The sequence below is a fragment of the Paramaledivibacter caminithermalis DSM 15212 genome, from assembly GCF_900142245.1.
Lineage (GTDB): Bacteria > Bacillota > Clostridia > Peptostreptococcales > Caminicellaceae > Paramaledivibacter > Paramaledivibacter caminithermalis.
Map to the genome: position 1 here is coordinate 15,957 of NZ_FRAG01000045.1, position 13,188 is coordinate 29,144.

General features: G+C 29.8%; 15 protein-coding genes. 9 read left to right on the top strand and 6 right to left on the bottom strand.

Going from position 1 to position 13,188, the window contains the following annotated elements; translation table 11 throughout:
* Nucleotides 1-245 precede the first annotated feature (245 nt).
* On the bottom strand, nt 246-1,844 hold the full coding sequence (locus BUB36_RS14200) for an amidohydrolase (protein ID WP_073151664.1): 1,599 nt from the start codon (nt 1,842-1,844) through the stop codon (nt 246-248).
* Nucleotides 1,845-1,933: 89 nt separating this feature from the next.
* Here BUB36_RS14200 and BUB36_RS14205 point away from each other — a divergent pair, with 89 nt between their 5' ends.
* From BUB36_RS14205 to BUB36_RS14220, 4 genes are all read left to right on the top strand, one after another.
* Nucleotides 1,934-3,403 carry an alanine/glycine:cation symporter family protein gene (locus BUB36_RS14205; protein WP_073151667.1) on the top strand — a complete coding sequence of 490 codons (1,470 nt, stop codon included), beginning with the start codon at nt 1,934-1,936 and terminating at the stop codon, nt 3,401-3,403.
* 102 nt (nt 3,404-3,505) lie between these two features.
* Nucleotides 3,506-4,981 carry an alanine/glycine:cation symporter family protein gene (locus BUB36_RS14210; protein ID WP_073151670.1) on the top strand — a complete coding sequence of 492 codons (1,476 nt, stop codon included), beginning with the start codon at nt 3,506-3,508 and terminating at the stop codon, nt 4,979-4,981.
* A 191-nt stretch (nt 4,982-5,172) separates the two neighbouring features.
* A complete protein-coding gene (locus BUB36_RS14215) occupies nt 5,173-5,826 on the top strand; it encodes a response regulator transcription factor (protein ID WP_073151673.1) in 654 nt (217 codons plus the stop codon).
* Nucleotides 5,813-6,859, top strand: coding sequence for a HAMP domain-containing sensor histidine kinase (locus BUB36_RS14220; RefSeq protein WP_165613093.1), 1,047 nt, complete (start codon nt 5,813-5,815; stop codon nt 6,857-6,859). The genes BUB36_RS14215 and BUB36_RS14220 overlap by 14 nt, the downstream gene beginning before the upstream one ends.
* A gap of 513 nt (nt 6,860-7,372) precedes the next feature.
* Here the strand turns inward: BUB36_RS14220 and BUB36_RS14225 are convergent.
* The 3 genes from BUB36_RS14225 to BUB36_RS19765 all read right to left on the bottom strand — a co-directional run bounded on the left by BUB36_RS14225 (nt 7,373) and on the right by BUB36_RS19765 (nt 8,919).
* Entirely contained in the window at nt 7,373-8,026 is a 654-nt protein-coding gene (locus BUB36_RS14225) for a hypothetical protein (protein ID WP_073151676.1), read from the bottom strand.
* A gap of 282 nt (nt 8,027-8,308) precedes the next feature.
* Nucleotides 8,309-8,725 carry a hypothetical protein gene (locus tag BUB36_RS14230; RefSeq protein ID WP_073151679.1) on the bottom strand — a complete coding sequence of 139 codons (417 nt, stop codon included), beginning with the start codon at nt 8,723-8,725 and terminating at the stop codon, nt 8,309-8,311.
* Nucleotides 8,726-8,757: 32 nt separating this feature from the next.
* Nucleotides 8,758-8,919 carry a hypothetical protein gene (locus BUB36_RS19765; protein ID WP_165613094.1) on the bottom strand — a complete coding sequence of 54 codons (162 nt, stop codon included), beginning with the start codon at nt 8,917-8,919 and terminating at the stop codon, nt 8,758-8,760.
* Nucleotides 8,920-9,148: 229 nt separating this feature from the next.
* Between BUB36_RS19765 and BUB36_RS19465 the strand changes: the two genes are divergently transcribed.
* The 4 genes from BUB36_RS19465 (at nt 9,149) to BUB36_RS14245 (ending at nt 11,302) form a co-directional block, all read left to right on the top strand.
* The gene (locus BUB36_RS19465) at nt 9,149-9,262 is read left to right on the top strand and encodes a transposase (RefSeq protein WP_131821285.1); all 114 of its coding nucleotides are present in this window, start codon (nt 9,149-9,151) and stop codon (nt 9,260-9,262) included.
* Nucleotides 9,263-9,465: 203 nt separating this feature from the next.
* A complete protein-coding gene (locus tag BUB36_RS14235) occupies nt 9,466-10,239 on the top strand; it encodes a hypothetical protein (RefSeq protein ID WP_073151682.1) in 774 nt (257 codons plus the stop codon).
* A 146-nt stretch (nt 10,240-10,385) separates the two neighbouring features.
* Nucleotides 10,386-10,778: a hypothetical protein gene (locus tag BUB36_RS14240; protein WP_073151685.1), complete on the top strand. Its 393-nt coding sequence runs from the start codon at nt 10,386-10,388 to the stop codon at nt 10,776-10,778.
* A 47-nt stretch (nt 10,779-10,825) separates the two neighbouring features.
* Entirely contained in the window at nt 10,826-11,302 is a 477-nt protein-coding gene (locus BUB36_RS14245) for a hypothetical protein (RefSeq protein ID WP_073151687.1), read from the top strand.
* A 934-nt stretch (nt 11,303-12,236) separates the two neighbouring features.
* On the opposite strand, the gene BUB36_RS14250 is transcribed toward BUB36_RS14245, so the two are convergent.
* The gene (locus tag BUB36_RS14250; protein WP_242655848.1) at nt 12,237-12,380 is read right to left on the bottom strand and encodes a DUF4177 domain-containing protein; all 144 of its coding nucleotides are present in this window, start codon (nt 12,378-12,380) and stop codon (nt 12,237-12,239) included.
* A 1-nt stretch (nt 12,381) separates the two neighbouring features.
* A complete protein-coding gene (locus BUB36_RS14255) occupies nt 12,382-12,825 on the bottom strand; it encodes a cytidine deaminase (RefSeq protein WP_073151690.1) in 444 nt (147 codons plus the stop codon).
* 125 nt (nt 12,826-12,950) lie between these two features.
* Here BUB36_RS14255 and BUB36_RS14260 point away from each other — a divergent pair.
* Nucleotides 12,951-13,188, top strand: a 238-nt coding sequence (locus BUB36_RS14260) for an IS1 family transposase (RefSeq protein ID WP_330390507.1), incomplete at its 3' end; no start/stop codon positions are given.

Consider the following 13,188-nt stretch of genomic DNA (forward strand, 5'->3'; position numbering starts at 1 on the left):
ATCCCCTAAAACAAGTAGTTCCAAAAAACTCTAGCTATGAGCATAAAAAAATACCTCCTTTACTATATAATAAAGTCAGGTCTGACCAACCGACTAAAAAGCAAAGGAGGAAATCCAATGAAGGACATAAATAGTTTATCACATAAGAAATGGAATTGTAAGCACCATATTTTTATTGTTATTTTTAATGATTTTTGTCATAATTTCTTGTATAATATTATTCATGTTGTCATGCTGTATCATATCTATTTTTTATATACAATTTTCCCATCGATCATTGTCATTTCTATATAAACATTTTTGATTTCTTCCTTAGGAATAGCAAAGAGATCTTCGCTTAAAACAACTAAATCAGCAAGTTTACCAATTTCTAAAGAGCCTTTTATGTTTTCTTCAAAAGAACTATAGGCTCCGTTTATAGTAAATATTTTTAGTGCTTCTGTTACGGATAGCCTTTCTTCTGGAAGATATGGCGTGCTAGGCATGTTATTTAAATCTTTCCTTACTACAGCTGAATAAATATTTTCAAAGGGATTAAAATGGGTAACAGGAGCGTCAGAGCCTCCACAAACTTTAATTCCTAAATCATACATAGTTTTAAAGGCATAAGATTCATTAGCTCTCTTTCCAACTCTATCACGAACAATGTGTAGATCATAATCTAAAAAAATGGGCTGTACATAAGCAATTAAACTCAAATCTTTCATTGAATGGATGATCTCTGAATTGGTTATTTGGGCATGGACAATGCCATGTCTATTGTCTTTATTTTTATCATAGGAGGAAGATTCTTTTATAGAAGTTATAAACATATCCATAGCTTTATCTCCTATAGCATGAGCAGCAACTTGGAAACCATGTTTTTGAGAATAATCAAATAACTCATTAAGTTCTTCTTGCTTAAAACATGCAATTCCTATATTTCCAGGGCAGTCGCTATAATCTTCTCGAAGTAAAGCTGTTCGAGCACCTAAAGAACCATCTAAAAGTAGTTTAAGAGGCCCAATTTTAAAGAATTCATCTCCCATACCTGTTTTATATCCTAATTTTACAAATTCTTCAAAGGATGGTTTGTCAAAAAATAAGCATTGCTCATAAATGCGAACAGGTAATTTTTTTTCTTCATTAAGCTCTTTGTATGCAGCAATAACTTTTTTATAATCTTGATCAGGCATACTATATAGGTCATCTGTTTGAACTGAAGTTATACCGTTTTTAATAAGATGATCACATGTAGTTAAAATCATTTCCTTTATATCTTCTACAGAGGGTGATGGTACAGCTTTATATAAAATGTTTAGTGCATCTTCTTGAAAGATTCCCTCTTCAATATTTATATTAGGATCATTTTTATCTAAACCATTGATTCCAACCATATTAAGTGCAGCTGTATTACATACACTTATATGTCCACAGGTACGTGTAAATAGAATAGGAATATCTTTTGAGATTTTATCTAAATCAGCTCTTTTAGGAAATCTATTTTCTAAAAGTTTATCTTGATTCCATCCCCGACCCAGTAACCATTTTTCATTTGTAATTGAATGAGCTTTAATAAATTTTTTTGCTTCTTCTATCATATTTTCGATAGAATAAATTTTTGTTAAATCCATTTTTTTAAGAGTATATCCATAGTTTAAAAGGTGCATATGACTATCATTAAATCCTGGAAGCACAAGCTTACCTTCAAGGGAAATTACTTCATCATAATGGGATATAATTTTTTTTGCATCTGCATTAGAGCCTAAAAAATCAATTTTGTTTCCATTTACACCTATAGCTTCATAAAATGCATTTTTAGAGTTAAGAGATGCTATTTTCCCGTTAATTAATAATGTTTTCATCTTAAAACCTCCTACTTTTAAAATGTATTTTTGATATAATGGAATATAAATAAAGAAAATTTAAAAAATTATTTCCGTGGAGGCTATAAATGGAACTGATTATAAATTTCATTGCAGACTTTTTGTGGGATTGGCCGCTAATCGTAACTATTCTTTCTACTGGTATTTATTATACATTAACATGTAAATATTTTCAAATCAAATATTTTAAGCATATTTGTAAAAGTACACTTGGTAGCAGTAAGCATATAAAAAGTGATCATGCTAAAAGAAATGATAATGCAAATGGTCTTACTACATTAGAGACGTTTTTTACTGTAATCGCTACTACTTTAGGGGTTGGAAACATAGCAGGAGTTACAACTGCTATTTTACTTGGTGGGGCTGGTGCTTTATTTTGGATGATTGTAACGGGAATGATAGGCATGATCATAAAGATGGCGGAGGTAACCCTTGCAGTTTATTATAGAGATGAAAACGAAGATGGAAGTTTTGAAAGTGGTCCTATGCATTATATTGAAAAGGGTATAGGTGTTTGTATGAATTTTTCAAGCATGCATTTGCCCATTGCTATTTTTTGTATTGGCATTATGTCTACTTTATTTATAACAACACAAAATTATCATGCCTCTGTTGCCATCTCAAGAAATTTTAACATAGATGTGGTATGTATTGCTTTCATATATGCAGTAATCTTATATTATTCAATATATAAGGGGATAAAAGCAGTCAGTAAAATATTTAAGATTATGATTCCTATTATATCTTTAATTTACATAGGATCAGGGATATTGGTAATTTTAAGAAATATTCATTTATTTTTTCCATCTATTAAGTTAATTCTTTTAGATGCTTTTAATATAAATGCTCTATTTGGAGGTGTAGCAGGAAAAGGAATAGCAGAAGCAGTAAGACAAGGAGTATCTAGAGCTGTATATTCTAATGAAGCTGGATGGGGAACAACCCCTATGATCCATGCAAAAGCAAATACAGACCATCCAATAAAAATAGGTTTTTGGGGTGCTATAGAAGTTTTTTTTGATACAATCATTATATGCTGTACAACGGGAATTGTTATTGTAATAGCCATGGTTTCAGGGAATCTAAGCCCTGGAGATGAAGCAGTTATAAAAGCTTTTTCTATGGGGATAGGAGATGGTGCAAAGGTAATTATCCCTATAATAATATTTTTATTTGGATTAACTACATCAATAGGGTGGTATTCCTATTATGAAACTATATTTAGATTTATACATAAAAGGTCAAGGGTGAATGTATTGCCTTTAATAAAAATAATGAAATATATTTATCCACTCCCAGGATTTTTGATGACTTTATATGTTAGTATCAATGGAGTACCTGGAAAACTTCTTTGGGCTTATTCAGATATATTGGCAGGGCTTCCCACTTTTATAAATATATTTGCTGTTTTAATACTATCTAATAAATTCTTTGATTTATTAGAGGATTATGAGTTACGGTATATCAAAAAAGTTGAGCCTGAAGAAAAAATCCCAATCTTTTTTAAGGAAGAAAACAATGAATATTATAATTTCTAAGAAATATGTGAAAATACACATAAAAATTTGACATTCATTTGATATTTATTTTTTATACTCTCCCTAAGGAATTAAATAAAGAATATAAGGGGGAGTTTTTAAATGGAAAAATTTTTAGATGCCATAGTGGGGTTTTTGTGGGGAACACCGCTTATAGTAGGCATTCTTTTCACTGGTTTTTATCTTACGATTAGAAGTGGATTATTTCAGTTTGCATTTTTTGGGCATATTATGAAAAATACCTTTGGAAAAATGTTAAAAGGAAAAGATGATACCCTTGGAAATAAAGGTCTTTTATCCCCAATTGAAGCTGTTTCAACAGCTATAGGAGGCTCTGTAGGTGTTGGAAATATAGGTGGAGTTGCTACAGCTATTGCTACAGGTGGTCCTGGTGCAGTTTTTTGGATGTGGATTTGTGCGTTAATTGGAATGATCATAAAAACAGCAGAGGTAACTTTAGCGGTTCATTATAGAAATACCGATGAAGATGGAAATCCATTCGGTGGACCTACATATTACATCGAAAAGGGTTTAGGTGAAGAAAAGGGATTTAAATTTTGGCCAGTATTAGCAGTTTTATTTGGGGGAGGTATATTTGCAACATTTTTTATTACCGTACAAAACTATACTGTTTCAGAAGCATTAGATTCAGCTTTTGGAATTGGTATGATACCAGCATCTTTGATCTATTGTGTATTAACCTATGCAATGATTTTTGGAGGAATAAAGCATTTGGGAAAAGTAGCTAGTAAGATTGTTCCACTTATGTGTTTATTCTACATTGGATCTTGTTTAGTGATTATAGGTATGAACATATCTCAACTTCCAGAAACCTTGAGTCTTATATTTAAATCTGCATTTACTGGAACAGCTGCTGTAGGTGGCTTTGCAGGTGCAGGAATTGCTCAAGTAATAAGATTAGGAGTTTCTAGAAGTGTGTATTCAAATGAGGCAGGTTGGGGTACATCTCCTATGATTCACTCTACTTCAAAAACAGATCATCCAGTAAAACAGGGATTATGGGGTGGATTTGAAGTATTTGTAGATACTATACTTGTATGTACAATGACAGCTATTGCAATTATTATTACGGGTCAGTGGTCTTCAGGGTTATCTGGTGCAACCCTTACATTATCTGCATTTGAGATAGGGGTAGGATCTTTGGGGAAAAATATTTTAGCTATAGGCATATTTTTATTTGGTATTTCAACTTCTTCTGGCTGGTATTCATATTATGAAATTATTTTAAGACATATTTTAAAAGAAAAAGTAGATGTTAAGAATAAAATTTTAAAGGCTTATAGATTATTGTACCAGATTCCTGGTGTTTTGATGGTACTATATGCTGTAAAAAATGGTCTTCCAGGAAAATACGTATGGTATTTTGCAGATATTTCTTCAGCTATTCCAACTTTTGTTAATATATTTGCAGTGTTATTTTTATCGAATAAATTCTTTGATTTACTAAAGGACTATAAAGCTAGATACTTAGGAATCGGAAAGGTGAATAAAGATTTTAATATATTCTATGAAGAAAAACATATAAATAAAAAAGATCAAATACTTGAAATGGAATAAATTTAATATTTAAAACATCTTAAAAGCATATTAGATAAATGTTTATAACAGACTTCTTAATTTTAATAGTTAAATTAATTAAAATTAAAAAGTCTGTTCTTTTAATTTAATAATTTTTAGTAGACGTATAACCTATTTAATGGTAAAAATGTTATAATAAATTTAAATCCTATAAAAGGAGTTAAGTTAATATGTGGATTAATATAGTTGAAGATGAAAAAAATTTGAATACTATTTTGAAAACTTATTTAGAAAAGGAAGGCTACTCGGTAAGAAGCTTTTTAAATGGCAATGATGCTATTGAGGCAATAGGGTTAGAAACAGATTTATGGGTCATAGACATTATGTTACCCGATACAAATGGATTTACTGTTTTTAATAAAATAAAGGAAATAACACCCAATGCATATATTATTTTCATTTCTGCTAGAAACCAAGAAATTGATCGACTTGTTGGTCTTGAAATGGGTTGTGATGATTATATTTCCAAGCCTTTTATGACAAGGGAATTGATTATTAGAGTAAATAAGCTATTAAAAATGTCTGCAAAAGATAGAAATATATTAAAGGCAGGTAAATATAAAATATATTTAGATAGGCATAAAGTTTTTTGCAATCAAAATGAAATAGAACTTTCTGCAAAAGAGTATGATCTTTTAGTTTATTTTCTTGAAAATCCTAATATAGCCCTTTCTAGAGAACAAATTTTAGAACGAATTTGGGATAATGCTTATCAAGGTTCTCAAAGAGTCGTAGATGATACTGTAAGAAGAATTAGAAAAAAGATGCCCGAATTAAAAATCGAAACAGTTTATGGATATGGGTATACGTATGAAAAAAAATAGTATGAAGAACAAACCCTTAGGATTTCAGATATGGATCATTATTACAATATTTATCATTTTGATTGCTGTTGTTGTTTTTGTTACAACAATTATTACGATAAACAATACAAGTGATTTTTATATTAACATTTTTGACAAAGCATTATTTGGAAACCTTTTAAAACTCATGATATGTATTATTATTGTAAGCATTATAGCTGCTAAGATGATTTCAAATACTGTAACAAAACCCATACGTTTCCTAGAAAGAAAAGTCAGATTAATTGCAAATAAAAAATGGATAAAGAATATTAAAATTGATAGAAAGGATGAGATTGGTAAATTAGCCTATTCAATCAGCAAAATGCAGGAAAATTTAGAGAAACTCGACAAAGAGGAAGAGTTTTTTTTGCAAAGCTTATCTCATGAATTAAAAACACCTATCATGGTAATTAAGAATTATTGTCAGGCCCTTCGAGATGGGATATATATAAATGATTCTATGGATGATACAATCAATGTTATTGAGGAAGAGGTCAATGCCTTGGGAACAAAAATTGGCAAACTTTTATATATCAGTTCTCTTGAATATGTATTGGAAAAAGAAGATAATTTTGACGAAATAGAGTTAAAAAAAATGATAGAGCATCTTGCAGGTCGGCTTTGTAATTTTAATGAAGATATAAAATTAGAATTGCAGCTAGAGAAATGTTTTGTTATGGGGATAGAGGAAAAATTACAGGTTGCTATAGAAAATGTTTTAGATAACTGTATTAGATACGCAAGAACTTATATAAAAATTATAACGAAAAAAATAAGTGCCAGTAAACATGAAGGCTTTTATGTTGAAATTTCTATTATAAATGATGGAGATCATATCCCAAAAGAGGTAAGAACCCATTTATTTAATAAATTTTATAAGGGTTCAAATGGAAATTTTGGATTAGGGCTTTATATTACAAAGAAAATTATAGAATTTCATAAAGGAAATGTCTATATTGAAAATTCAGGCGACGAAGTTATATTTACTATTAAGCTCCCATGTGTAGTATAGATTCAGCAAGAACATAAGACATAGGGACGTCAGACCGTGGAAAAATTATTTTTATTGAGAATCTATATACGATATGATATATTGTATTGTTTTGTAATCAAGCCTTCTTTATATAGTATATAGATTTTATTACATTACCGTTTTCACGCTATCTGACGTCCCCTTGTCAAATTCTGTTGCATCCCTTTTTATTTTTATTATAGATTTTTCACTTTTTATTTAATATATTTTGAATACTATTCAATTGATTAAATAATGAGTAAATACAGTTTAGCAAAGCTTTAAACAGTATAAATTTAAGGATTAATGTAAGTATTTCCACATATGAATATAGGAAAATATTGTTTCTCAACAAATAATCCCTAATATTGGTGAAAAATGGTGTTGGTAAAGATAATAGTATCTTTATTATTTCTATTGAGAAAATAATAAAGATAACTATTAAACTTGTTCTGAGTAATCCTTCAAATTTGTTTTTTTTAAAAATAAAAAAACTTTTAATTTCAATCACCTCTATAAATCACTAGCATCAACATCTAATTGTAAATCCATTGTTCTTGATGTGTATGTAGTAGTGGTACTTGTTGAACCAGATGCTGAAAATCCTGCTAAATCAAAGCCAACTGATGCTCCATTGTCTATTTCAAAATAGAAATATCCACATCCTAGAACAGTTACAGATTGTGTTGGGTAATTACCAGCTGGGTCTGTATATACGCTAAGTTCTTCCCAATCTACAATACTTGCGCCTGCAGCTTTTCTAGTATAAGGATTACCACACGTTTCAAGAATTTCTTTATTACCTGCACTGTTGAGAACTTTGAATTTTGCTCCTATTTCAGCGGAAACATCAGAATTTAGTCTGTATATTTTATATGCTCTTTTATAGTATACTTTATCAGTATGACCTCTTGTTCCTATTCCTAGATATGAATTTTTGTTACGTGAATATAATGCTTTTTCAGTATTTTGGTTATTTAAAATTCGTGCTTCTTCAATAGATATACCTTTTTCTCTTGCTAAATCCTTTACAAACTCTTCTTCTGATATAGTTTCGATGAATAATTTACCTTCAACTTGATCTGCGTTTGTATCAGCAAAAACTGAACTAATGCTTAATGAGCAAACTAACAATGTTACTAAAACTAAACTAGTAATTTTTTTCATGTATTAAACCTTCTAAATTAGTTTTAAATTTAATTAATAAAAAAGGGATGCTAAAACGATGATTTGAAAACCTATATAAGGATATCACAAAAAATATAAAAATGTAAAAATATGTAAAAAAGAACAAAGTTTTTATATTTAGAATATTGAAAAATATTTCAAATGTTCCTAAATGCAAAAAAACTCCATCTTAAACAATATCCTAAATTAGTCTTTGGGATATTGTTTGCAGTTTGAGCCCTTAATTAAAAGTTGCTTTAAACTTGGGGTAAATGATTAATCCTATTTTCTATCATTTCCTTTGCTGTCATTAATTTTATGTAATTGATTTAGTATTAATCCTAAAATTATTGTGTTAACTATTGTGACACCTAGTAAATAAACTATATAATCCATATTAATAACTGAATGTTTTAGAATTTCCTCTTTCATCGTAAGTCGAAGTGCCAGATACACCTCTATATTCCCGAATGAAAGGAAATTAATACCGATAGAACCACTTATTTTGTTATGAACATATTTTCCATAAATGGTGTCACTGCCAGACAAATAACTTGGTGTTTTTGCCTCTATTTTAACTCTTCCATATCCCCATTGTTTATCGTATCCACTTCTCAAGTCTATATGAAAATATATGCAACTAACGCTAACATCGCTAGCGTTATATCCTTTTTGAGTAACTACGTTTCCACCAGACATTTTATAAGATATAGACCATTTCCAAGAACCATCTACTGCTCTCCAATTTCTAATAGTTTTTCATTCAACGTAGCTTCGTTTAACAAATTCTCATCTAATTCTGGTGTAGCCACTGCTGATGTTGCAAACATCATAACAAATACTAAAACCAAAGAAATAGTTCTTTTTAAATCAATTTCCTCCTTAAAAATCAAATCAATTATATGAGCCCCTGATGACATTTTATCATAAAAAATCAATATATTCAATAAAATTCATAAAATGTAAAAATATTTATTGGATACCTATGTTTAATAGAAGAATAGTAAAGAATAGAGGAGGAAGAATGGGGTCAGGCTTTTATAATTTTGTAATATCATAATATAATTATAATAGAGAAATAAAAGATAGAAGGATTAGGATAAGAAGATATATCTAGAGACTATGCTTAAATATAAGATAAAGCATAATTTAAAACTATATGCATATTGTATAATGGATAATCATGCACATCTATTAATTGAAATAGATAAAATGCCGTTATGGAAGATAATGTAAGATATACAGCAAGTTTTTACAATGAAATAAAAATTATAAAAGTCTGACCCTATATACTCCTATTACAATCCGAGGAAATATTTCTTACAATTTTCTTACAATCCCTGATTTAGACAATATTTTACATTTTTTCTAAGGTAGTATGTTATACTCTTTTTACGTATACAAGATATAACTCAAAAATATTCTAGGAGGGTGTGAACATGCATAAAAGATTTATAGTATCATTTATAACATGCACAATGGTAATTTTATCTACATTGACAGGATTTGCATTTAATGAAACAAACAAGGTTAAATTTAGCAACAATAAAATTGAAATGAACTTAATGTTAAGCAAAGAAACAGCAAATTCTGAAAGACGTATCAAATCATTATCTTCTGACACGTTAAATTCTTTACAAGTTACATTAGAACAAAAAGAAGCATTAAAAATAAATGATTATAATGATTTTTCAGCTGAGGGTTTTCTAATTAGTAATGATAATAAATATAAACTTAAAACCGAAGGGACATTATTTGTCGGAAAATTAGAAAATGATTCTGTATTCTATCAAGGACACTTATATGGTGACTTATACGATGAGAAAGGTTTAATAGTTTACGAAATCGCATTATCAGTTCAATATGACAAGAAAGAGAATAAGGGTTTTACTAGTTTAACTATAGGAGAATATTCTAACGAAGGAGATGAACCTGTATTTCTTGATTTTGGAGAAATTGCTAAAGAATCAAATAAAATATATTTTGAAAAAAAATTAAAAGAATCTAAAAGTAAAATTTCCATTAATCAAATGAATAAAAAAAATATTGGTTTGAGAGCAACTTCAAGAGGAACTACATATAAAAAGATTAAGTTGCAAGAATATGGTGATCTTAACGACCTTATATATTTAGCTTTATATCACGCAGATGAAGTAGAAGAAGGAAAAGATACCAACTTTTTCGTAAGAATGTGGGCTAATCCAAAAAAGTAGAGAATTATTATGAATACCTTAATAATGTTGACGTAGTAAGAGGATCTTGTCATGCTGACAAAGCTTATTTTTATATTAAGAATGCATCGGGTTGGCAAGCTGAAAGCCAAGGAACTCCAGGAGATGATAGTAACAAAGTAGAACTTTTGATTCCTATTTGGCTTGGAAAAACCCTTGGAACTCAATTGATAACTGCTATTATAAATGTAAGTTCTGTTGACTATGAAAGAGATAATGTCAGTGGTAGTGATAGTGATAACAAAGCAAAATGGACATTTAGAAAAAGTTTTGGTTTTTCTGATGATGACAATATAAATGCAAAATCTACTAGACCTTGGAATGATAAGGATGATGAAAATGGTTTATCAGGTAGAGTTGAATTTTCATATAACGAAGGAGTAAGTGGTAAAGTTGATATGTATACTTATGCTTATGGAAAATGGTACTACACTGTAGTAGTTCACAGTGCTGGATATACAGAAAAGGATTTTCCTGTACGTTTAAGAATCAAAGATAAAATAACAGTAACTGAAGATTAAGCCATCATAGCAAAATATATTTAGAAACTGGATAGGAGTATTTTAAAATGAAGCATAAACTATTAGTTATCTTAATAACATTGCTAATCATGTGCTTGATTTTCCAGCAAGTGCATATATTACAGCTAAAAAAACAGCTTGGGCTACAGGTTCAAAGAAGAATAGATCAATTATACAGAGCAGTACATTTTGCTAAAAGTAGTATTTCTAACAAAACCAAGCTGGAAATTAATGATTTACACAAACTAAAATGGATATTTAATGAACAAGATATAAAAATAGAATGTATATATTCATCTGTTCTATCTATAGAAGAGGATTTAGATGAATTATATGAACAATTAAAAAATAATAAGTTAATTGTATCAAAAGAGCATTTGTTAATAAAACTTTCTAAATTAGAAAAGGCATTAAATATAGTAAAAGAAGACTGTAAAGATATTCCTATTAATTATTATTATCTAAAATACAAAAATAATAATAAAACAATAAAAAAAATAGAGGAAATTCAAATAAATAACTAGCTTATAAAAACAACGCACTATAGCTCTGTTCCTTACACCCATTGTTTATGACCCACTACAGGGGGTTATTACACCCACTGCCTCTTTTTTATTTATTTAAATATTTTTTGTGTGGGGGGGTAGCCACACCGCAGGTGAAATAAGGCATTAAGGCTGTTATATGGGGTATGTCTACAGTAGAAATGGGATTTAGGACCGATTGTTCCTTCGTGTTGGTTACAATCATTGAATACCCACACGGTTTGATTACATCAGGGTAGTTAATTCGAGGGCATAAAAAAAACCCGTGAAGGATTACAGGATTTCTCCTGCAAACGCCTCAAAGGGTTTCACAAAACTTTATTATTTTTCACCAGACATTTTTTTCATTAACCTAACTTTATTATAATTCGACAACAACAACTGTATATTTAAAATAATCTCCACTCCACCCACACCTCTCAAACCCTTGATTTTCCTATATCCTAATTTCTACCAGATAATAAAGTCCGCTCTAAAATCCCATATTTTCATCCTATTTATTAACATTTTCCCTTAATTCTTGTAATTACTTTTAAAATAAAGTCGGTTCTAAATAGGGAGATGTTGAAAGAAAAAAGGGATAAGGTTGCATTTTCTCATATTGTTTTCCTAATGCTTTTTATCCATCTTGGTACCAATATCTCAATCAATATAGTAATCAATACTTCTCTGAATCCCTTTAAAATCAGTACTTTCATGGCTGTAATCACCATAATATTCTAATGCAAAATCTATTCTCCTTAACCCTTACATCTTATCCCTGTCTATCCTACCAAAAAGCAAACCCCGCAGCAAATCAGGAGTTATCCTGCATTTACTGCGAGGTTTTGGAATAGACTTTATTTTTATAGAGCAAAGTTTATTATCATGGAGTGGAGTTTATTTTCTGTATACATTAGTATACACTATCCAACTACTTTGACATAATATGATAAAAACGTGCATTAAATGCAAATTCAAAAATAATTTCGTAACAATATACACCATAAACACCTGTTTTTTTATTGGCAGGAACGACTACTTGTTTTAATCTCCAACCATCTTTTGTCTCTTCCAAGTTAATCTCTTTTCCCAAAATATTCTAATTCTTCTGGTGGATATGCATTTGTCCAGTGATATGGCTGCAACTCATTTAAAGTTACAAACTTCAGAGTATTATCTTGAGTAGTAACGCCTACCTTAACACTTGTGCCCCAAAAACGCAATCGCTCTTGGCAGACACCACAGGGAGTAAGTACCTTAAAAGGACTATTTTCATCATCTCGCACGACACACAAGCAATGGGTTACACGTACATTATATTTATGTGCTTCACACATTGCTCCTACCTCAATACATAAATCTACACTACTATTTGCAGTTTTAATTGAAACACTGGTAAAATACTGGCCATCTTCTGAATGAACAACTGCTGCTCCACCCCAGCCTTTAGGATATCTTTTTTGAATAAGTTCAATGGCTCTGTGATACATTTCCTGTTCAATGATTTTTTCTTGTTTCATTTATTCTCTTCCTCCCATTAGATTAATTCGCTCTGTAAACTTAAATGAAAATTGAGGACTTCAATCCTCTGTGGTACAATGTTTTTGCTAAAAAAACTATACCTCCCAGAAAGGATGAAGTCCTCATACAAAAAATTGTACCAATTAAATGTACAAAATGCAATAATAAAGATTCTTTTTACCGTTATGGTAAAGATAAAGATGGTTATCAAAAATACCTTTGTCGCAAATGTAATCACCAATTTGCTCCTGATAAACCAATATCTAAAAAGGTACCTAAATACCCTCGCTGTCCCCTTTGTGGAAAGGCAACTTTTCTTCACCACGATTATGAGTATTACTCTAATTATCGTTGTTGTGATA